We start from the raw sequence: 23,093 nt of genomic DNA on the forward strand, positions 1-23,093 counted from the left end.
AGGCTTTTTGATTATTTGTTTAAGATATTAAAAATATATTACTAGTAACCAGGGTTTTGCACCAGATTAGGGTTAATATCCAACTCTGATTGAGGTATTGGCCAGCGTATTTCAAAATCTTGAAATTCAGGTCCTGGATCGCCAGCATTTGGTCCACCTTGTGTAATACCGGATATTGCTTCATGGTAAACACCAAAACGTATAAGGTCGTTTCGTCTCCACCCTTCAAAGCATAACTCTTTTCTACGCTCTTCTAAAAGTTCTGTTGCATTATCGTCTTGTGAACCTACAACCATATCTGGAACAGCATCTGTAGTCATTCTAGCTCTTGCTCTCAATCTGTTTACGGTAATGTCCAAATCTGCCTGAGTTAGTTTGCCTTGCCCGTTTAAAGCCTCGGCGTACATTAATAGAACATCTGCGTACCTAATGTAAGGGTTGTCAAATGGTGTATCGTTAGGATAGCTATTTGGTTTTTCGGCATGCCATTTCCATCCTCTCCAGTTATTCATTGGTACCGTATGCGTTTCAGGATCAGAGAATCCTTCTTCTGGAGTAAAATCATTTGCATTGTGCTTTGCGATATTATTAAATAATCTTACATCTTCTCTGTCAAAAGATGCTTCAAAGCTATGGTTGATAAAACAAGTACCCCAGCCTCCACCGTTGTTTACGTTACCGTTTGGACCATAAAAAGTACTTAATAGTCCACCTTCTCCACGTGCAGGACCATCCATGCCAATAGAATACACCATTTCTACACTTTGCTCGTTGCTAAGATTGAAAACCTCTCTGTAATTAGGTAAAAGATCATAAACACCGCTATCCATTACTTCTTTTAAAACAGTTTCGGCACTAGCCAATTTATCTGTTTGATTAAGGGGAAAGCCACTCATTTGTAAATAAACTTTACCTAATAAAGATTTAGCTGCGCCCTGAGTGGCACGACCGCCACCTTGTTCTTCCGGAAGTACACTTGCGGCTTGTTGCAAGTCTTGTATGATGAAGTTATAGGTTTCTTCCGGTGTAACTTGACTCACTTCTACAGACTCCAAATCTGTAGTTTCACTTGTTAATAACGGAATGTTTTCATACGTGGATACTAAAGAAAATAATACCATTGATCTTAAGAACTTAGCTTCGGCAACGAATTTAGTTTTAGATTCATTATCGATTTCATCTTCGTTCATTGCTTCAATTCGGTCAATTGTACTGTTGATTCTGTTCAATGCAACGTATAAATTCTCCCAAATAGATCGCACTACACCATTAGAAGGTGTTAATTGATGCTGATAGATAAATTTTCTATCACCGCCCCATGGCGGAACAACAACTTCGTCAGCAGCTATAGAGCCCCAATGAATGCCCCAGCCATCTTTACCATTTGCGCCAGATGAAACTATTGGTTGTACGGCATCGTACGCACCAATAAGATAGGTTTCCGCACCTTTGGCGTCTACCAAGAGAGCATCTGGAGTCAAGAAATTACTGGGTGATTCAATTAAAATATCATCATCACAAGATGACACAAGCAGCAGTCCCGCCGCTAGAGTTAATATTCCGTAAAATTTAGTTTTTTTCATCTTTTAATTTTTTTGTTCTTTAATTAGAATCCTACGCTTAAACCTAATCTTATAGTTCTTGATCTTGGGTAAGAGTCTGCATCTAGACCTGGAGTAAGTTGATTGTTGCCAACACTTACGTCTGGATCGTATCCTGAGTATTTTGTGAAAACATGAAGGTTATCTACAGCGGCATATACCCTACAGCTTTTAAGGCCAATGTTTTTCTTTACTCTGGTAGGTAATTCATAACCTAAAGTAACATTGCTAATTCTGAAATACGATCCATCTTCAATAAATGACGAATAAGCAGTTCCATTAATACCGGCATCGCCATCTCCCCAAATAGAAGGGATATCTGTATCAGGGGTTTCTGGTGTCCAACGATTAGCAACTCTGCCATATTTATTTAAAAATGGAATAGCTTGGGCCGTACCTTTACTAAGGCTTTTTAAATAAACATCATTACCATAAGACCATTGGGTAATTACTGAAAGATCTAAGTTCTTGTATCTAAAGTTATTGGTAAAACCACCAAAGTGTTTTGGTAATGCATTACCAATGATTTTTCGGTCATCAGAATTTACAATGCCGTCTGCAGCGTCTGGTACACCGTCACCATCAGTATCAACGGTAAGTTGATCTACGAATTTTGGCATACCCGGTCTGTATTTCGTGTTATCTGGCTGACCTGAGGAAAGCACGGTACCTTCTTTTAACTCGTAAACCACATCATACCAAGCAACACCTTGATCTGCAGCGTCTTGTCTAACTTTTGCGGCAGCTTCTTCATTTGATAATCCGTCAAAAGCGGCAAAATCACTATAGTTGTAAATACCATCGACTTCTAAACCATACATGGAACCTAAAGATTCTCCTACTTTTACTATGTAATCATCTTGTATTTGATTGTCACCAATAGAGTTTACCAAAAATTGATCAGCATCACCAAGGTCTAGGACCTGGTTATCATTGAAACTGATGTTGAAGTTAGTTGTCCACCCAAAGTTTTCATTGTCAAAGTTTACTGTGTTCAGGGCAAATTCAAGACCCTTATTTTCTACTTTTCCTAAGTTTTTAAATACTGTTTTAAATCCGGTAGTTGATGGTAATGGAACTTCTAATAAAAGATCAGAAGTTTCTTTACGGTAATAATCTGCCTCTAAAGAAATTCTATCATTGAACATTCCAATAGAAAGTCCGGCATCAAACTGTTGTGTAGTTTCCCAAGTTAATTCTTCATTTGCCAGTTGTTGAATTGCGGCTCCGGTAACCAATTGGTTTCCGTTCAAAATGGTACTTGCTACACCAGCTTGAGCAAAAGATCGGTATGAACCAATGGCGGTATTACCGGTTTCTCCAAAACTTGCCTTAATTCTAAAACGATTTAAGGTGTTGTTTTCTTTAAGAAAGTTTTCATTTGCAACGTTCCAGGCAGCACCTACCGAAGGAAAGAAACCATACTTTTTACCCTCTGCAAATCTAGATGAACCATCATATCTAGCACTGGCATTTAATGTGTATTTACCTTTGTAATCATATTGAACCCTAGCAAGATACGATTGTAGAGCTGTTTTGGTAAATCCAGATGAATTAGGTAAGGTCTCCGTGGCAGAACCCAAATTGTTTAGGTTTACGCCAGGGAGATCAAAACCTGTTGCTGCTGAATTGTTGAATTCAAATGTATTCTGTTGCTCTTCATAAACCGCCGTAGCATTCAAAGAGTGGTCTCCATAAACCTTGCTGAAGTTTAAATTTTGCTCGGTTATTATACCAGTTCCCATGTTGTTGTTTACGAATGCTCTACCATTTGCTGTTCTACCCCAACTGATTTTCTCTGAAAAGTATGCGGTACCTTTAGTAGAGGATATATTACCTCTAACGGATGACTTAAAGGTAAGTCCGTCTGCCAAGGTATATTGAATATACACACTACCGAAAGATTGAAATGCGGTTCTATTATTACTGTTGAATTCTAGGGTAGCCAAAGGATTGGTAATATCACCATCTCTTACCGAGATTATTCTGCCGTTCTCATCATATTCGGCATCATCATATCTATTGATACCTTGTACTGGTGTAAATAAAATAGCACTTGTAATAATACCGTTTCTACCATTTCCATTTTCATTGGCTGCGTTAACTATTCCGCTATTTTTATTAATACCCAAATTAAGGTTCATACCGGCCTTAAGTTTATCGCTTATATTTTGATTGATGTTTAGGTTACCATTATACCTTTCAAAATCAGATGTTTTTACGATACCCTCTTGATTTAAGTAAGAGAACGAGGCTGAATATGTGTTCTTGTCACCACCACCGCTCATAGATACTTTATAGCTCTTGGTAATCGCTGGTCTGGTAATTTCTTTTTGCCAATCTGTAACCAATACACGAGAATCGCTTAAATCCAATGGTGTACCATCATCATATCTAAAAGCTCTGGTGTAAGTATCCTCAGCATCTGGGTTCCATGGGAAATAATCGTTCCAGAAGTCTACATATTCTTGACCGGTCATCAAATCTAATGGTCTGGCCAATGTAGATACACCTGTAAACGTTTCAAAGTTTAAAGACGCCCTGCCTTTTTTACCTTGTTTTGTCGTAATAATGATCACACCATTAGCTCCTCTAGAACCGTAAATAGCTGTCGCTGAAGCATCTTTCAATACCTCAATAGATTCAATTGAGCTAGGGTCTATTGTTGATAGCGGACTTGTAGAGGAATTTCCGATACCTACAGCAGTACTGGCGGTGTTACCTTGTAAAGCAAAACCGTCTATCACATAAAGTGGGTCGTTACTGGCCGTAATAGAACTACCACCTCTAATTCTAATATTAAAACCAGACCCTGGTTCACCACCAGATTGTACCACCTGTACACCCGAGGCCCTTGCAGCAAGACCTCCTTCAAAAGAAACAGGTTTTACTTTATCAAGTTCATCCGCTTTTACAGAAACAATAGAACCGGTAAGGTCTTTTCGTTTAGAGCTACCATAACCAATGATAACAACCTCGTCCAAGGCAGATACATCGGTCGTCATAACAACATTTAAATTGGTTTTGCCATTAACGGCAACTTCTTTAGCCTTGTAACCTATATAGGTAAAGACTAGTACATCGTTTGATTGAGCTTTAATGGTATAGTTACCATCAAAATCAGTGGCAACCCCAGAAGTGGTTCCTTTGACAATAACGGACACACCGGGTAAAGGACCTGATTCATCGCTTACATTACCTTTAACATTTAAGTCTTGGGCATGCATAAATTGGACACTTATTATTGAGTATAATAATAAGAACCAAAATGTTTTTGAGTTAAGTTGTGTTACTCGCATAGTTTGTTAATTTTCAGTTACTGCAATATTTAAAAAAATGTTAAATTTTTACGATACATATGATTTAGAGAGCAGTACATATGGTTTTTGAAATAATAAATGGTAGTATTTTGGCGAATTGATAAAATTTGTGGTAAGCCATTAACCATCTGTGTTATCTGTGGTTGAATTGATTATGTGATATTTTAGGCCTATGCTAAGACTTTGAACAGCCTATTATGATCATTGGATGTAATTGTATGCTGTAGTGGAATTATTGACGAAATATGACAAGCAAGAATGCATAGGCACTTACTACAGCGCCTTAGTTCTTGGTTCGGGTTAATAGTATTACCCAATCTCCTTGACTTTTCTTTGGTGCACTGCCCAAATCTACCTTTTGACCGCCTTGCACTTTTTTTATTTTTGAAGAAATTAATTTTCTCCCAATTTTTGGGTTGTACCACATTACTTTATACGGGTAATTAGATTCACTTAAGTCAAGGTTCGCCGTAATTGCGCTGTTGAGGTATACCACATAAGTATGGTTTTGTTTTGCCAAGCAGTATATGGTATTGTCGTTGTCCTTGTTGCCAACCAGTTCATTATGGTTGGTCATGTTCCAGTATTCAATATTGTTATTGGCAAAGAATTGTAAAGCATTATGGGCTTGATCCCAGAATAAATCACGTGAACGGTAATCTTCGCAGGTCAGGTCAGAATGTTCATGCTTGTATCCAAAATACCATTCGTTTCCCCAGCCGCCAGCCATAAGTGTTCCCCACAGTCCATTTCTTCTGGCTAGATCATGATTTGGGTTTTCGGTATCAGGTAACAGGGCATGTTGAGCGTCCCCTGGCTCATCTACGGCAACTGCCCATTGCTTGCCCGCATTTTTTGAAGCGGACAGCCAATGCAGTACTTCTTTATGGATACTTGCAAAATCCGCTCTATGTGTTTGCACAGAAGGTCCGGTGATACCAGAATCAAGTCCTAATAAATCGTCGAATTTTATGCCGTTATGTATTACCAAATGATGATTGTAAGGATCGTGGTTTTTAAAATAATGAGCCATTGCCAAGCGCTGCATAGTATCTTGTGGCGGGGTAGTAGGGTTTTTTACCCATTCACCATTTTCTTCGCAAAGATTCCAGTTGAGGGCCAGGTGATGTCCAAAACGCGCAATTAATTCTCTGTAATATAATTTACTGTTGGCACCAACCCCACCATTATCCAACAAGCCTTGGTTTTCTACTTCTAAGGTTTTAAAGTGTAAAAACAATCCCATTTTCTGGGCATGGCTAAATACTATTTCCCATTGGTCCAGTTTAGAAACATCCATACGATCCCAAGTATTGTAATCAACGTAGGGAAACACATTTTTGTCATCACCCTTAATATTGTTCGTTATGAAAGAAAACGCATTAAGGCCTTTGCTAGATAAATAATTAAGTGCGCCGATCATTCCTTTGCCCTTATCATCTTTCCAAACAGGGTCATCGGTTTTCCAATCTTGAATATGTGGCGACCATGTTTTTATAAAATTATCTCCATGGCCGTCATTATGAAAAGTACCGTCAAAATCTGCATATGCCAGAAAGTTCTCAGGTGCATCTGCACCTTGTTTTAAGAAGTATTCATTGGTTTCCGCAAATTTTAAATAACGCTCACCAACATGTTGTAATCTACCCTTTGCCCTAAAGTCTTTACCTTCTTTATCGGTTTTTGAGATGGTAAAACTGCCTTCATGACCATCCATAAATTCTGCGCTTACACCGGTATCTATTTTATCGCTTACAGCGCTCCAGTTTCCTTTTCTAAAATCAACTTTATAATTCCATTCTCCTATTTCATCTGGGGCAAAATGAACTTTCCATTTATTACCGGCTGTTGCAGAGGTCTCACCTGCATTTCCATCCGCAGCAAAATATCCTGGTACTAGATAAGTTTTATTGGTGGTACTGTGCGTAAAAAGAACGTTGAGCCTGTAATTTGTAAAAGGGTTGAAATCTGCATCTTCAGAAGACTGTGGTCCATCAAAAATTATAGTGACTTTATGCCATTTTTTAAGCTCTCCTTGTAGCTGGTAATCAATATTCTTAGGGCTTTCTTGAGCGTACAATTGGTTTGCAAAAAAGTAGCTTAAAAATAGGAGTACAGTAATAATGATCTTAGAGCGTATCATGGCAACAGTATTGGTTAAAACTTTATTTTTCTTTAAGGGCTTTGTTTTGAGCCTCAATACGTTCTTGTTGCTTTTTGCTTAATCCGTATTCATAATAATCGCTTGGTTTGTAATGCCAAATATTTGAATGTGTTTTCATTTCTTGATCATCCACATCTAGGCTAAGATCACAATCAAATCGCATTAAAATAGAATGTTGTTTGCCTTTTGTACCTGCGGTTATGGCATGCGATATTCCCCAAGAGATACCCTTGCCATAATCTGTATTGGTAAATGCATCCGGCACATACGGTCCGCCGGCAATTGGCATTAATGAATTGGTAATAGCGGCTATGGAGAAATTTACTCCGTCAGGAGCGTATTGTATAGTAAAATGTTCGTTACCGTCTTTGATGACTAAAGCCGCAATACCCTCTTTAAAAGGAAATAAAGTGGTTTCATGACCTGAATTCAAAACCGGATTTAATGGGTTCTTTGTAAAAGGACCAAGTGGATTATCGGCTGTAGCTAACCCCTGCATACGTACTAATCTAGGGTCGCCATCAAAATCTGACTTATAATACAGATAAATTTTATCGTTGTAAACAAGTGGGTATGGGTCGTGAATGGAAAATTGGTCCCATTCTCCTTTTCCACCATTGGGTATTACGATTTTGTTGTGGGCTGTCCAAGGCCCGTCAGGTGAATCGGCATATGACACGGCAACAGGGCAATCATCGCCTCTTTTGCCACTGGCTTCCATAAAACCTTGATAATACAAATAGTACTTTCCTTTATAAACTAAAATATCTGTAGTTGAAACAGATCGCCATCCTACGTTAGGTTTTTCCGGTCTTTCTATGGCTACACCTTGTTCTTTCCAAGTAATGCCATCTTCGCTTGTGGCATACCAAATTTCGGCAAGGTCCCAGTCGCTAGAAGGTATGGTGTCATTACTTTTGGCCGCACCTTGTGGAGGTGTACTGGTATTTCTATAAGTATACCAAACATAATATTTACCGTTATGAAATATAACCTTTGATGGATCTCTTCTTGATATTGTGCCATCGCCATTGCTATAATCCAACCCTTTTAATTCGGTATATTTAAATTGGGAATATAGCTCGTTATCTTCTGGGCGTGGAGCTAAATATTGATCATAGTTACGTTGCATTGCCAAGCTTAGCGGTTGGTCAGGTTTCTCCTTAGGTAGATGAAACGGAAAAGCTTTTTGGGCATTCAAAGAACAACCTAAAAAGCCAGAACAAAGTAGTAAAGTAATGCGCTTAAAAGCCATAATTAAATAGTGTGTTTGATTATGTTTTCAAGATAATGCAAATACAACCCGTTTAAATTAAGCATAGAAGGCATTATTGCAACAAGTGTTCAAAACACTACCACAAATGATTATTGAATGTTTAAAACAACATTGTTAGGGAGTTATAGCTTGGTTTTTTCGATATTTTCCCGGGGTAGTGCCGGTAATTTTTTTAAAGGTTCTGGAGAAGTAAGAGAAGTTTTCCATGCCTATTTTATGGGCTATTTCTTCTAGGGAATGGTTGGTGGTCCATAACAGTAATTGAGCACGTTCAATTCTTTTGGTCTGGATGTATTTTAAGGGTCTCATATTAAACTGTTGTAAAAACAACCTTGAAAAATGATCTGTACTCATATGGTACTTTTTTGCCAAATCCTGTACTTCTAGGCTTTGGTTTAAATGTTCGGCAATATAAACAAGGACATCATTTAATCTACCAGTGGAAACATTGGCATTGGTTGCAGGTTCATTTTCAATAAAACGAGAAAGTAAAATGGTCAGTATACCTTGGGTCTCTAAATAACGTTGGGTGTTCATTTGGGCATTGTCCTTGTTAAATTGCAAAAGTTTTTGCGGTTTATGTGAGTAAGCTTTTGGGTCACTGTTTACAATTTTTCTTTTTGGGTACATCTGTGTTAGGCGTTCAAAGAATAAATGATCCCCTTCTTTTAGGGGAACTTCATATCTAAAAGACCGTAAATTGTATATAGAAAGCCCGGGTCTTATTTCTTCAAAGAAACTGATGTAAAACTGCTCATGATAATTTTCGCACTTGTACGTATTATATACATAGCTGGGTATAAGGTACATATGACCTTCTTTTAAAGTGTAGGTTCTGTTGTTGTGATAGAGGGTTGCAGACCCCTTGGTAACATAGCATAATCGGGTAAACGGACTTATTACATTATCAAAATTCCATGCTGTGTCAAGTTTGGCATAGCCGGAATGCAGTAAGCTTATTTTAAGGGATTGTAGTAGTTGAAGCATAAATAAAACATTTGTTGCACTTAAAAGAATATATGTACAGGTGTCATCAGAACAAGTGAATTAACTTTAGTTACAACTAATTCAACGTACTGATGAAAAAAGATAACAAACACTCTAAGGTGGTGAAAAAGTCGGAATTGAACAAAAATACTTTTCAAGTTTCAAGAAGAAGTTTTATTACAAAAACAGCTTTGGCCGCCGGGGCGGTTACAATTGTACCAAGACATGTGTTGGGAAAAGGATTTACTGCTCCCAGTGATAAAATTAACCTTGGTTTTATAGGATTGGGAAAACAATCTAGGGGGCTGGCAAAGAACTTTATAAAGAACAATGCCGAAATTATAGCTTGTTCAGATGTTTGGACTACCAAAAACGATTGGTTTAAAAATCACGTAGCTCAAAATCAGTTGGAGATAAACAATTCTAACAGAAAAAATACCCTGACCTCTTATATTGACTATGCTGAATTACTTGAAAATTCAGCAATTGATGCAGTAGTAATTGCCTCGCCAGACCATTGGCATGCTAAACATGTAATGGATAGTTTAAAGGCGGATAAGGATGTCTATTGCGAAAAACCGCTCTCTCATAATATAAAGGAAGGAAGGGAAATGGTGAAAGCCGTAGAACGATCTGGCCGGGTGTTGCAAGTGGGCAGCATGCAGCGTTCCTGGGATAATTTTAGAAAAGCTTGTGAATTGGTTAGAAATGGTCATTTAGGTGAAATTAAGCGAGTTGAGGTCAATGTAGGAGACCCTGCAAAGGCTTATAATTTAATGGAGGAAGCTATTCCAAATGAAATAGATTGGAACCATTGGTGCGGTCCTGCACCTCTGTTGAAATACAATCATAGGTTGGCACCATCTAGTAATGATGTTGATTTTTGGCCAGACTGGCGTTTGTTCCAAGAAACAGGTGGAGGTATACTTTCGGATTGGGGGGCGCATATGTTCGATATTGTTCAGTGGGCTTTGGGGATGGATGAATCTGGACCTGTAGAATTTGTTCCGCCTACTGATCCTACTGCGGTAAGAGGTTTAAAAATGTATTATGCTAATGGCGTTGAGGTAGAGCACAAAGATTTTGGCAGGGGTTGGGGTGTTCGCTTCTTTGGTAGTGAAGGTCAAATGGATATTAGTAGAGGGTATTTTGAAACCACGCCAGCAAATTTGGTAGATACGGATTATGCTGCAATGAACATACAGTTGATTCATTCTGATAATCATTACGCCAATTGGTTAACTGCTATCAAAAATGGAGGAACACCAATTTGCAATGTAGAAACGGGACATAGAAGTGCCAGTATTTGTCACTTATCCAACATTGCATATAAATTAAATAGACCGTTAGTGTGGAATCCTGAAAAAGAAAAATTTTACAAAGATTCCGAAGCGAATAAATTAAGGTCAAGAAAAGAACGAAAATTCTAAGATGAATTTTTACATGTCGGAAATGTACAATTATTAGCCTTTTTTGGGCATGGTGCAAAAGTAACTGTTCTTATAGATTTGACTTAACGGAAAACAACATATGTAAATGCGAATGTTAAAACGATTTTTTCTCATACCAATAGTGGTGTTGGTAGTCTCTTGTGGCGGACCAGAGTTGCCAGAAGAAGTAGCGCTTGAATATGAGGCACTACCGAAAACATTAGATTTTAATCAGCATGTAAAACCTATTCTTTCAGATAAATGTTACCTATGTCACGGACCGGATGCCGGTAATATAAAAGGTGGATTGCAATTGCATTCCGCTGAGGCTGCATATTCGGAATTGTCTGAGAATCCCGGAAATTTTGCCATTGTACCCGGTAAGTTGGAAAAGAGTGAAATGTTTCATAGAATTATCACTACTAATCCCAATCTGATCATGCCTTCTCCAGATTCCCACCTGTCCCTTACCAACAAGGAAAAAGCGATGTTGGTAAAATGGATAGAAGATGGTGCTGAGTATAAAGATCATTGGGCATTTATAAAACCGGAAAAGCATAAGGTGCCTAAAATTATAAATGAAGATTTGGTAGCCAATCCTATAGATAATTTTGTTTTGGCCCAACTAGAGCCTTTAGATTTAAAATTATCGGAAAAGGCGGATAAGGAAACCTTGCTAAGGCGTGCGTCCATAGATTTAACGGGCTTACAGCCAACTCTAGAGCAAATAGAAGAATTTGTAAACGATGAGTCGCCCAACGCTTTTGAAAAACAGGTAGACCGTATGTTGGCTTCAGAAAAATATGGAGAGCAACGCACGTTAGATTGGATGGATCTGGCACGATATGCAGATACACATGGGTATAGTGTAGACAGGTATCGGGATACGTCTCCTTGGCGAGATTGGGTGATCAAGTCATTCAATGAAAATATGCCATATGATCAGTTTATACTATGGCAGCTAGCAGGCGATATGCTACCAAATGCAACACGTGAACAGAAACTGGCAACCACCTTTAATCGTTTACATCCGCAAAACATGGAGGGTGGTATCATTGATGAAGAATTTAGGGTAGAGTATGTTGCCGACCGCTCACATGTTGCCAGTCAGGGTTTTTTGGGTTTGACCATGGAATGTGCCAAATGTCATGACCATAAATACGATCCTATTTCTCAAAAGAACTATTTTGAAATGTTCAGCTTCTTTAACAATGTTGATGAAACAGGCCTCATTTCTTGGGATAATGCTACGCCCGTTCCTGCTATGATGATTCCTACGGAAGATCAAGAAAAGGTGCTAGCATATTTAGAGACTCTGGTTAATGAAAAAGAAGAAAAAGTGGTTAAAACTGTTCAGACCGAAGCAGAAAAAGCGGAAGAATGGCTAAAACAGGAAAAATTTAAGAACATTTCAAACACTGAAAAACCTGGTGATTTAGTTGTCGCAATGGATTTTGATCAAGGAAAATTATTGAATACAATTGGTGGTAATGGTAAGAACAACATTCGTATGCGCCAAGAATTTGTTGATAATGAAAAACCGGTTTTCAAAGAAGGTAGTAGGGGCAAGGGGTTGCTAATGGATGGTGATACTTGGTTGGATTTAGATAAAATAGGTATTTACCAAAGAGCGGAATCCTTTTCTATTGGAATAGAGGTGTTTGTGCCCAAAGACCTAGAAACCGGTGTTATTTTCCACAAAATGAATAGTCCAGAACTGCATAGTTTTAGAGGATATCACCTGAAGATAAAGGATAATAAGTTAGAAGCTTTATTAGCACATGTTTGGCCGGATAATGCATTGGTTGTAGAATCTGTAGAAGAAATTCCGAAGGAAAAATGGGTACAATTGACCCTTACTTATAATGGAACAAGTAAAGCAGATGGAGTTTCCATTTATATGGACGGAAAAAAACTGCAAACCAAAACCTTGTATGATAACCTATACAAAGACATCATCTTTCATGGATTGCAATTATATGAAAACAGCCCTATCATTGAACCGGGCTTGCGTATAGGTGCAGTATGGCGAGGAAAAGGCATAGGTGGTGCCGTTGTGGATAACCTTATGGTTTTTGAAAAAGAATTGACACCTGTAGAAGTTTTGCAGATTTCCAATAAAGAGCAATTATCGACTTTAAAAGAGAAGTCTTATGCCAATTTAACGGCAGATGAAAAATCTGAATTAAAGGAATATTACATATCGGTAAATTCTAGGTCATATAAGAAAGCTATAGAAGCTTTAGAAAAGGACCGTTTGGTACTTGCCGATAGTATGGATAATGTAAAACAGATAATGGTAATGAAAGAGAGCAAACAAAAAAGGCAGGCGTACCTTTTGGCTCGTGGGCAGTATGACCAACCTACCGATTCTGTTTTTCCAAATACACCGGAAGCGATATTTCCATTTTCCGATAAGTTCGAAAAAAATAGAATTGGTTTGGCCAATTGGATTACCGATAAGGATAATCCATTGACGGCCAGAGTTACGGTAAACCGGTATTGGCAGCATCTTTTTGGAACCGGAATTGTAAAAACTGCCGAAGATTTTGGAAATCAGGGTGAATTACCATCACATCCTAAATTATTGGATTGGCTGGCCATTGAGTTCATGGAATCTGGGTGGGACGTAAAGGCCTTGCATAAACTTATGGTAATGTCCAACACGTATCAACAAAACAGTATTGCCTCTAGCGAGTTACTGGAGCTAGATGGTGAAAACAGATTGTTGGCCAGAGGACCTTCCAAAAGATTATCCGGTGAAATGCTCAGGGATAATGCACTTTACGCTTCTGGTTTATTGAACGAAAAAATTGGGGGTGAGAGCGTGTACCCATATCAACCACCCGGATTATGGCGTGTCACCGGAGATGAATATGCACAGGGACAAGGAGAAGAACTTTATAGAAGAAGTATATACACCATTTGGAAAAGGGCGGTACCACACCCCACGATTTCAACTTTTGATGTCCCATCTCGTGATCTATGCACCACAAGAAGACAAGAAACCAACACCCCATTACAAGCGTTGGTGTTGCTGAACGACCCAACGTTTGTTGAGGTGGCCAGAGTACTCGGTAAAAAGATGATGGAATATGACAGCATTAAGCAGGGCATAGCCAAAACGTATAAAAAACTTACCGGCAAAACTATTAAGAAAGAAGAGTTGACCATATTAACGGAATTACAGCATACAGAATTTGAAAAGTTTAAGAACAACAAGGCAAAAGCACAAGGTTGGATAAGTATTGGTGAATATGCTATAGCGCCTACGGATGATATAGCTCTGGTAGCGGCCAATGCCGTTGTGGCATCAACGATTATCAATTCTGATGCATTTATTACTAAACGATAAAAAAGAATATTATGTGCGACCATCATGATACATTACGTTCAAATAATAGGGATTTTCAAGAGATTGAAAAACAATTGGACCGTAGGCATTTTTTAAAGAAAACTTCTTTAGGTATCGGTGCTATGGCATTGGGCAGTTTGCTCAGTGCAGATAAGGCATGGGGGGCAATTGGCAATCAAGGAGAAGCATTAAACAATTTCACGCAGAACAAGCTTGGTCTGCCCCATCATTTGCCCAAAGCAAAACGAATTATATACTTGTTTCAAAGTGGTGGTCCATCGCAATTAGATTTGTTCGACTATAAACCTGGGCTTGTAGATATGTTCGGTAAAGATTTGCCAGAATCCGTTATCGGCGGTCAACGACTTACAGGTATGAGTGGTAGCCAATCTACCTTACCCGTGGCACCGTCTATTTTTAATTTTAAACAATATGGCGAATCACGTGCTTGGGTAAGTGAACTAATGCCGCATACTGCTGAGATAGTCGACGATCTATGTTTTGTAAAATCTATGCAAACAGACCAAATAAATCATACCCCGGCCGTAACTTTTATGCAAACGGGTCATCAATTGCCAGGTAGGCCTTCAATAGGTTCATGGTTGAGTTATGGTTTGGGATCTGATAATGAAAATTTACCGACTTTCATTACATTAATAAGTAAAAATGGCACTGGGCAGCCTTTAAAAGCCGGTTTGTGGGGCAATGGTTTCTTGCCCACAGAGCATCAAGGGGTGCAATTTCGTTCTGGTAAAGACCCGGTATTATACTTGAATAATCCTGATAATTATGACGGCAACGATCGCAAAAAAATGTTGGATTATCTAGGGAAATTAAACGCTATTCAACATGATGCTTATGGCGATAAAGAAATACAATCTCGTATGGCTCAATACGAAATGGCTTTTCGTATGCAAACTTCTATTCCTGAAGTTACCGATACAAAAGATGAGCCAGAGCATATTTTTGAAATGTACGGTAAAGACAGTAAAGACCCGGGCACATATGCGGCCAACTGCCTAATGGCGCGTAAGCTATTGGAGAAAGGCGTAAAATTTGTGCAATTGTACCACCAAGGTTGGGATCAACATATTGGTTGTCCGGGTGGGGTTAAGTTCAAGGCAAAACAAACCGATCAGGCCACAGCTGCTTTAATCAAAGATTTAAAGCAACGGGGCATGCTAGAAGATACCTTAGTGGTTTGGGGCGGCGAATTTGGTAGAACGGTGTACTCACAAGGGCAATTGACAAAAGAGAATTACGGTAGGGACCACCATCCAAAAGCATTTACCATGTGGATGGCGGGAGCAGGCGTAAAACCGGGAATGACTTACGGGCAGACCGATGATTTTAGTTACAACGTAACCGAAAATCCGGTACATGTACACGATTTTCACGCCACCTTATTGCACTTGTTCGGTGTTGATCATGAACGCTTGACCTTTAAACATCAAGGTAGACGATTTAGATTAACGGATGTACATGGCCATGTGGTCAAAGATATTTTAACCTAACATACCAATTATGGCCACAAGACGAAATTTTATTAAAACTACCGGGTTGGCAAGCACAGCTATGGCAACTACATCAATGGCATTTGGGGCTACGGTTATTGGTTCTAAAAAGAATTCAGATCGTTTGTTGAATGAGACGGACACCATTTTGGGCCATGGTGATTACAAGTATAAACTCACTAAAAATTGGGCACAGATTAGCGCTACCAGAATTCCTTTGTTGAACTGCCATGAAATGGTGATGGATAGCAAAGGAAGGTTAATTATGGTAGGAGACCATCCTCAGAACAACATCCTGATTTTTGACAAATCAGGTAAATTACTGGATTATTGGGGCACCGCCTACCAAGGAGGTCATGGGTTGACCTTACATGACGAAGGAGGGGAAGATATGCTTTACATTACCGATTCTGGTTGGGCTTTAGGCAAAGGCAACCAAATGGTAAAACACAATGGCCGTGTAGCCAAAACTACCGTAGATGGTAGAGTGTTGTTTGATATTGGTCACCCTATGACCATTGGCGTGTATAAACCCAACGAGTCTTTTTGCCCAACGGAAACCGCCATTGGTCCCAATGGCGATATTTATGTAGCCGATGGTTATGGGGAAAGTAGAATAATTCAATATGATAGTAATGGAAGATATATTCGCCATTGGGGCGGAATGGAAAATCCGGATCCCAATTACAAACTAGTAAGTGCCCACGGGGTAGCTATAGACTATAGGGACAAAGACAACCCTATGGTAGTAGTAACTTCAAGGTCACAAGAATGTTTTAAATACTACACCTTAGATGGTGTATATGTGAAAACTATAGAAATGCCCAATATGCAGGTCTGCAGGGCAGTTTTTGATGACGATAATTTGTATGCGGGTGTTTGTTGGTCGCAACCAAAAGTAGGTAAGACCAACTGGAAAGACCATACCGGGTTTGTGACCATAATGGAAGGAGATAAGGTAGTATCCAATCCTGGGGGTACTGAACCGGAATATAAAAAAGGGGTGTTGCAAAAAAGCTATCAATTGGAAGAAAGCCCCATTTTACACGGTCATGATGTCTGTGTTGATGAAGATAAGAATTTATACATCTGTCAATGGAACGCCAACCATTCCGCTCCCTATAAATTAGAGCGTGTTTAATATCGATAATGAGTATGCAAGAAGTTTCAGATTTTGTTTTGTTTCTAGGAAGGTTTCATCCTTTGGTGGTGCATTTACCTATTGGGTTTTTAATGTTTGCCTTGGTATTGGAACTTGCGGATAATTATACCAAAATGAAGCACCTAAACGCAGCTGTACCATTGGCACTTCTATTTGGGGCTATTTCTGGTGCCGTAGCCTGTATGTTAGGATACATGTTATCCCAAAGTGGCGGTTATGACGAAGATATGCTGAACGGACATTTTTGGTTTGGTTTTGGTACTACGGTAATTGCATTTTTTGCCTGGGCGGTAAAGTCGGGTAAGCTTAAAATTGCATTTTTACAAAAGGCAAAACCCAATCTGGCCTTATTAACAGTAATGGTTATATTATTAAGCGTAACAGGGCACTATGGCGGAAATTTAACCCATGGGGAAGATTATTTGGTGAAATATGCGCCATTTAGAGAAAAAGAGGAGCCTTTGCCGCAATTGGCAAAGTTAGAAGATGCAACTGTTTATCCTTATTTGGTCAAACCGATATTTGAAGCCAAATGCGTAAGCTGTCATAATGAATCCAAGAAAAAAGGAGGTCTTGCCATGCATTCTTTTGAAGCTTTGACGTTAGGTGGTGATGACGGATCAATTTTTACCGCTGGCGATGCTGAAGGGTCAGAATTGATACGGAGAATAAACCTGCCAGAAAACCATGAGGATGTTATGCCGCCGGAAGGTAAAACGCCATTAACGGATCAGGAAAGTGCCTTACTTAAATATTGGATAGAACAAGGGCAAGCCAATGAGTTGACCACGTTAGGTGAAACCGAGGTGCCAGAAGATATTTTGGCGTACGCAGCATCTACCTTAGGATTTGCAGCTGCAGGCTTGGCACATGGCTCAACTGATGTTTTACCAACAGCAAACCCTTTGAATATGGAAGTTGTACATTCCATTACCGAACAAGGTTTTAAGGTGAAAGAGCTTATAGATGGTTCCGGTTTGGTAGAGGTAACTCTAGAGGATGGACAGATCAATGCGGAGAATATCAACAAGTGGGAAGAAAATTTTAAATTGTTAGTTCCTCTGAAAGACCAAATACTGTGGGCAGATTTTGGCGGGAATGAACTTTCTGATGCCATTCTTGTTCAGATTGCAAGTTTTACCAATCTTAGAAAATTAGTGTTGGACAATACGACAATTACAGATACTTCCGTTCAACCGCTTAAAACTTTAAAAAACCTTGAATCGTTAAATGTATATAAGACTAATGTGACCAACAATTTGTTACCTATGCTAAGTGAAATGGCGAACCTAAAAAAGGTTTACATCTGGCAAACACAGGTAAGTGCAGATGAAATTGAGCAATTTTCCAAGAATTCTAATTTAGAGGTTGTTTCTGGCGTATAATTTTAAGGTGCTTTGGTTGCATGTTGCTTTCTGTAAAGGTTAGGAGTAGTATCATATTGAGTTTTAAATTTCTTAAAAAAGAAAGGCAGGGTTTCAAAACCACATTTATAGGCAATATCTGCAACGGTCATGTCAGTATCAATCAGCATTTTGGCGGCTAAATTTATTCTATATTCATTAAGGTAAACAAAGAATGAACGCCCCATCATTTTTTTGAAAAATCGGGAAAATGCTTGTTGAGATAGGTTGACCATATTTGAAACTTGGTGTAAACTAATGGGGGCGTGATAGTTTGTAGCAACAAAATCGTGAATAATGGCCATTCTATTATTATGTTCAGAAGGAAGTTCTTTGGTAAATTTTGCATTGGATAACAAAAAGAATTCTGCCTTGGAGAGTTTAAGTAAAATGGATAATAAGACCAAATATTGTTCTGCACTTTTTAGTTGAGGAAGAGACTTAAGATCTGATAATATAGATGTGGTCGTTGCTGCTTGAAATAGAATACCTCTACTTGCTTGTTGCATCATATCATGTAATTCTGCTAATTCCGGTATTGAGGTAAATATCTCTTTGTTCCATTGAATTACGATAGAAATACTTTCTTCATCCGCATTATTCTCGTTTTTCCAACAATGTGGTAGGTTGGAATTTAAAAGTACTAATTCTCCCGGTTCATAGCCACTTACGTAATCCCCAATAAATTTAGTGCCCTTGCTTTTTTCAATAAAGGTTAATTCGCACTGAGGGTGCACATGCCAGGGAGCATCAAAATGGCTATCCACAAATCGGTAAGCCAAAATGTTGCTGTTCTCAGAAAATGGTATAGCCTCTAATTGTGGTTTCATATTTAAATTTATTCACTATTCAATCAGTATATTTTAATTATTTTAAAATAATATGACAATATAGATTAATTAATTGCAAATATAGATTATAAATGAAATTTAAATAATGATGATTTTTGTAATAAGACCAGTTTAAATGTATAGAGTCAATACTTTTTGGTCTTTGTGATCTACAAATAATCAAAACTAGAGATGTAAATGAGCGCTAGCATTTTTTCTGATGCCTTTAAAGACACTAGAGCGTCTAAAGGAACCTGCCCTTTTAATGATCAAGATGATCCTGTAACTATGTTACTTCGTTTTAAGGATGTGAGGAAAACGGCACATAATACAAAAGACTTTAGTTCAGCGGCAAAGCCCGGTAGAATAGTGGTTCCGTCAGAGGTAAATATTAGGGATACTAGGCAAATTCCCTTTGAAGTAGATCCGCCTGAGCATACAGAATATCGCGCCTTGGTAGAAGATTGGTTCAAACGCCCATTAGATATCGATTATGAATTTAAATTAACAAGGATTGTTGAGGCAGAGATTGAACGTGTATTGCAAAAAGGAGCTATAGAAGCCATCTCAGAATTGTCTTTACCCATACAATCAAAAGCATTGACCTTGTTGTTGAATATTTCTTTAAGTGAAGCGGAAACTTGGATTTCTTGGGGAACGCATGTGTTTAGAAGTGAAGATTCTGATTTAGATGCGGATAAGGCTTCTATTTTATACGATTATATAGATGCCGAAATAGACAAAGCTATAGCAGCTCCAGATGATAGCTTGTATTCCGTTTTACTGAACTCGGAATATCAAGGTCGTAAAATGACCAAAGAGGAGGTAAAAGGGGTGCTTATTTTAACTTTTGCAGGAGGTAGGGATACCGTTATTAATTATTTGACCAATACCATTACCTATTTAGCCGAACACCCAGAAGCAATTGAGAAATTAAACGATAACCCTGCGTTAGTAAATACGGCAATAGAGGAATTTGTACGCTACTTTTCACCATTGACCCACATGGGTAGGGTGGTAAAAGAGGAGAAAGAGATTAGCGGACATATTGTAAAAGAAAATAGCCGTGTATCCTTATGTTGGGCATCTGCCAATAGAGATGAAAGTGTATTTGAAAATCCAAACGAGATTGTTTTGGATCGCAAAATGAATCCGCATGTAGCTTTTGGTTTTGGTGCCCATAAATGTTTAGGGGCAACACATGCAAGACAATTAATGAAGGTGTTTTTACGAATATTGACTGAAAAGGTAAGTACTATTGAAATTATAGATGCTGTAGAAAATATTGAAAATTGGGGAGCTCATAAACGAAAAGCGGGTTTTGATAAATTAACTATAAGATTAAACGCAAAATAATATGGCAAAAATAACGTACATCACTAAAGCAGGAGAAGAAATACAACTAGAAGCCAATAGTGGTAGTTTAATGGAGTTAGCGGTTAAGCATAAGGTAGCCGGTATAGATGGGGACTGCGGTGGAGTCTGTTCTTGTGCCACCTGCCATGTGCATGTTGCACCAGAATTCTATCAAAAATTAGATGCACCAACAGAGATAGAATCAGATATGTTGGAGTTTGATGATAATGTAACGGAGTATAGTAGACTATGCTGTCAAATTCCTATTTCCGCAGCCGTTGATGGTATTACCGTAAGCGTGGCAAATTAAATTACCTGTGGATACTACAAATTTAAATTGCGTAATTATTGGGGCAAGCCATGCTGGTGCTAATTGCGCCATGGAACTAAGAAAGCAAGGTTGGCAAGGCAATATTTATTTAATAGATACCGATGCACATTTGCCCTACCATAGACCGCCTTTATCAAAAGAATATCTATCAAAAGAAGAGGAAGGGGCAACGAAATTTAAACCGTTGTTTGCACTAGAGCGATACCAAGAAGAAGAAATCACTTTACAATTTGGTCTTAAGGTAACCAAGGTAATTAAAAAACTGAAGTCCGTTATTTTGAGCAATGGTGAAACTATAAGATATGATAAGCTTGTAATCGCTACAGGGGCTTCTGCGAATGTACCACCTATTGAAGGTATAGAGTCCTGTAGAAAAGTAAGTGTGTTACGCAGTGCGAAAGATGCCATACAGATACAGCAAGATTTTAAAACAAGTACCAATAAAGAAGTGGTAATTATTGGTGGTGGTTATATTGGATTGGAAACAGCTGCATCATTGAGGAAATTGGGCGGAAATATTACCGTTCTAGAACGTGAAGAACGTATTTTGGCACGTGTAGCCCCTATAGCATTAGCCGATTATTTTCAAGAATTACATACGGCAAACGGGGTGAAAATTCACACAGGTACCTCTGCTATTAAAATAAAAGAAACTGATACTGCTATAGAAATACAATGTAATAACGGTAATGTTTTTACTGCCGATGTTTTGATTGTTGGTACTGGTGTAAAGCCAAATACATTTGTGGCGGAAGAAATTGGGGCAGAAATTAATAATGGTTTTAAGGTAGATGAGAATTTGCAAACTACGGTAGAAGATGTATATGCCATTGGTGATGTAGCACAATTTTATCATCCTACCTATAAAGAATGGATGCGATTGGAAAGTGTGCAAAATGCCGTGGATCAAGCAAAAAATGTAGCTTCTAATATAGTTGGTAATATACAAAACTATAGTGCTATACCGTGGTTTTGGTCAGATCAATATCATGTTAAATTGCAAATGGTTGGCTTATCTAAAGGATTTACACATATGGTAAAACGTACCGAAGCAGATAAAATAGATTGCTTTTCAATTTGGTATTTTAAAAATGATGCACTTATTGCGGTAGATGCCGTAAATAATGGGAAAGCTTTTGTTCTTGGGGGTAAATTTATCCAGAACAAGATTCTTGTGGATCCATTGAAAATTGCAGATAATACAATTCCGTTTAAGCCGAATAATTTTATAAAAACCGAAACAAATGCCCATTAATGTAAAAGCAGCTGTTGCCACTGGTGATGGAAAATTTATAATAGATACCATTACAATTGATGAGCCTAAGAGCGATGAGGTTTTGGTAAAAATGAAGGCTGCCGGACTATGTCATACGGACTACGATTCCCTTACTTGGGGCAAACCCATAGTTATGGGGCATGAAGGCGCGGGTGTAGTTGAAAAAGTGGGAAATGGTAATTTAGAATTTGAAGCGGGGGACCAAGTCATTTTAAATTGGGCAACACCGTGTATGCACTGTTTTCAATGCCAAGAAGGCAATCAGCATATTTGTGATAATAACTCTCCTGTAGTAGCAGGTGGTAACGGTCATACGCCTGGGCATGCAACGTTAGAAAGTACAAAATGGCGGGGCTGGGCAATAGAACGTTCCTTTAATTTAGGCTCTTTGAGCGAATATGTACTGGTGAAAGCATCAGCTTTGGTGAAGGTAAAAGAGACATCATTGAATTTCTCAGCTGCCGCCATAGTTAGTTGTGGGGTTATGACGGGTTACGGCTCCGTAGTAAACGCCGCAAAATTAGATGCAGGTAGCACAGCTGTAATTTTGGGTTGTGGAGGTGTTGGTTTAAGTGTGATCAACGCCTGTAAAATTTCAGGAGCCAATAGGATTATTGCGATAGACATTAACCCCACTAAGTTGGAATTGGCCAAAACCTTTGGGGCAACGGATGTTATTTTAGCTCAAAAAGAGGATGTGGGTTTACTGAATGCGGCATCCCAAGTAAAAAACCTTCTAGGAAATAAAATGGCGGACTATGCTTTTGAATGTACCGCCATACCTGCATTAGGTGCAGCCCCTTTGGCTATGGTGCGCAATGCGGGAACGGCCGTTCAGGTTAGTGGAATTGAAGAAGAAATAACCATAGATATGCGCTTGTTCGAATGGGACAAAATTTATATAAATCCGCTTTACGGCAAATGTCGCCCACAAATAGATTTTCCTAAAATAATGGGCTTATATAAAAAAGGAGATTTACTGTTAGATGAGATGATAACCAAAGAATATGAATTGCACCAACTTGACAAAGCCTTTGATGATATGTTGAAAGGTAAAAACGCAAAAGGTGTCATTGTTTTTAAATAAA

15 protein-coding genes are annotated in these 23,093 nt (G+C 38.6%); 9 read left to right on the top strand and 6 right to left on the bottom strand.

Translation table 11 applies throughout. From position 1 onward, the window contains the following. Positions 1-41: 41 nt before the first annotated feature. From I600_RS15385 to I600_RS15405, 5 genes are all read right to left on the bottom strand, one after another. Positions 42-1,583, bottom strand: a complete 1,542-nt coding sequence (locus tag I600_RS15385) for a RagB/SusD family nutrient uptake outer membrane protein (protein WP_058105443.1) — start codon at positions 1,581-1,583, stop codon at positions 42-44. 23 nt (positions 1,584-1,606) lie between these two features. Then, positions 1,607-4,828, bottom strand: a complete 3,222-nt coding sequence (locus tag I600_RS15390) for a SusC/RagA family TonB-linked outer membrane protein (RefSeq protein WP_058105444.1) — start codon at positions 4,826-4,828, stop codon at positions 1,607-1,609. A 376-nt stretch (positions 4,829-5,204) separates the two neighbouring features. After that, positions 5,205-7,064 (bottom strand): DUF5060 domain-containing protein, encoded by a 1,860-nt coding sequence (locus I600_RS15395; RefSeq protein WP_058105445.1) that lies wholly within the window; start codon positions 7,062-7,064, stop codon positions 5,205-5,207. Between the two features lie 22 nt (positions 7,065-7,086). Further along, positions 7,087-8,340 (bottom strand): glycoside hydrolase family 117 protein, encoded by a 1,254-nt coding sequence (locus I600_RS15400; RefSeq protein ID WP_058105446.1) that lies wholly within the window; start codon positions 8,338-8,340, stop codon positions 7,087-7,089. 135 nt (positions 8,341-8,475) lie between these two features. Continuing rightward, complete coding sequence (locus I600_RS15405; RefSeq protein ID WP_058105447.1) at positions 8,476-9,348, bottom strand: helix-turn-helix domain-containing protein; 873 nt, start codon at positions 9,346-9,348, stop codon at positions 8,476-8,478. A gap of 92 nt (positions 9,349-9,440) precedes the next feature. Between I600_RS15405 and I600_RS15410 the strand changes: the two genes are divergently transcribed. From I600_RS15410 to I600_RS15430, 5 genes are all read left to right on the top strand, one after another. Beyond that, on the top strand, positions 9,441-10,778 hold the full coding sequence (locus I600_RS15410) for a Gfo/Idh/MocA family protein (protein ID WP_058105448.1): 1,338 nt from the start codon (positions 9,441-9,443) through the stop codon (positions 10,776-10,778). 106 nt (positions 10,779-10,884) lie between these two features. After that, positions 10,885-14,133 carry a DUF1553 domain-containing protein gene (locus I600_RS15415; RefSeq protein WP_058105449.1) on the top strand — a complete coding sequence of 1,083 codons (3,249 nt, stop codon included), beginning with the start codon at positions 10,885-10,887 and terminating at the stop codon, positions 14,131-14,133. A gap of 11 nt (positions 14,134-14,144) precedes the next feature. Then, complete coding sequence (locus I600_RS15420) at positions 14,145-15,647, top strand: DUF1501 domain-containing protein (protein WP_058105450.1); 1,503 nt, start codon at positions 14,145-14,147, stop codon at positions 15,645-15,647. A gap of 10 nt (positions 15,648-15,657) precedes the next feature. Continuing rightward, positions 15,658-16,788 (top strand): NHL repeat-containing protein, encoded by a 1,131-nt coding sequence (locus I600_RS15425; protein WP_058105451.1) that lies wholly within the window; start codon positions 15,658-15,660, stop codon positions 16,786-16,788. 8 nt (positions 16,789-16,796) lie between these two features. Beyond that, the gene (locus I600_RS15430; protein WP_082642997.1) at positions 16,797-18,194 is read left to right on the top strand and encodes a c-type cytochrome domain-containing protein; all 1,398 of its coding nucleotides are present in this window, start codon (positions 16,797-16,799) and stop codon (positions 18,192-18,194) included. Positions 18,195-18,196: 2 nt separating this feature from the next. Here the strand turns inward: I600_RS15430 and I600_RS15435 are convergent, their stop codons facing one another. Beyond that, positions 18,197-19,042, bottom strand: coding sequence for an AraC family transcriptional regulator (locus I600_RS15435; protein WP_058105453.1), 846 nt, complete (start codon positions 19,040-19,042; stop codon positions 18,197-18,199). A gap of 198 nt (positions 19,043-19,240) precedes the next feature. Here I600_RS15435 and I600_RS15440 point away from each other — a divergent pair, with 198 nt between their 5' ends. From I600_RS15440 to I600_RS15455, 4 genes are read left to right on the top strand one after another with little or no spacing between them, the layout of a single operon-like run. Further along, positions 19,241-20,398 carry a cytochrome P450 gene (locus I600_RS15440; RefSeq protein WP_058105454.1) on the top strand — a complete coding sequence of 386 codons (1,158 nt, stop codon included), beginning with the start codon at positions 19,241-19,243 and terminating at the stop codon, positions 20,396-20,398. 1 nt (position 20,399) lies between these two features. Next, positions 20,400-20,708, top strand: a complete 309-nt coding sequence (locus tag I600_RS15445; RefSeq protein ID WP_058105455.1) for a 2Fe-2S iron-sulfur cluster-binding protein — start codon at positions 20,400-20,402, stop codon at positions 20,706-20,708. A 7-nt stretch (positions 20,709-20,715) separates the two neighbouring features. Continuing rightward, the gene (locus I600_RS15450; RefSeq protein WP_082642998.1) at positions 20,716-21,984 is read left to right on the top strand and encodes an NAD(P)/FAD-dependent oxidoreductase; all 1,269 of its coding nucleotides are present in this window, start codon (positions 20,716-20,718) and stop codon (positions 21,982-21,984) included. After that, positions 21,974-23,092: a Zn-dependent alcohol dehydrogenase gene (locus I600_RS15455; RefSeq protein ID WP_058105456.1), complete on the top strand. Its 1,119-nt coding sequence runs from the start codon at positions 21,974-21,976 to the stop codon at positions 23,090-23,092. Before I600_RS15450 ends, I600_RS15455 begins: the two co-directional genes overlap by 11 nt. Position 23,093 lies beyond the last annotated feature (1 nt).

This window comes from Maribacter dokdonensis DSW-8 (assembly GCF_001447995.1).
Taxonomy (GTDB): domain Bacteria; phylum Bacteroidota; class Bacteroidia; order Flavobacteriales; family Flavobacteriaceae; genus Maribacter; species Maribacter dokdonensis.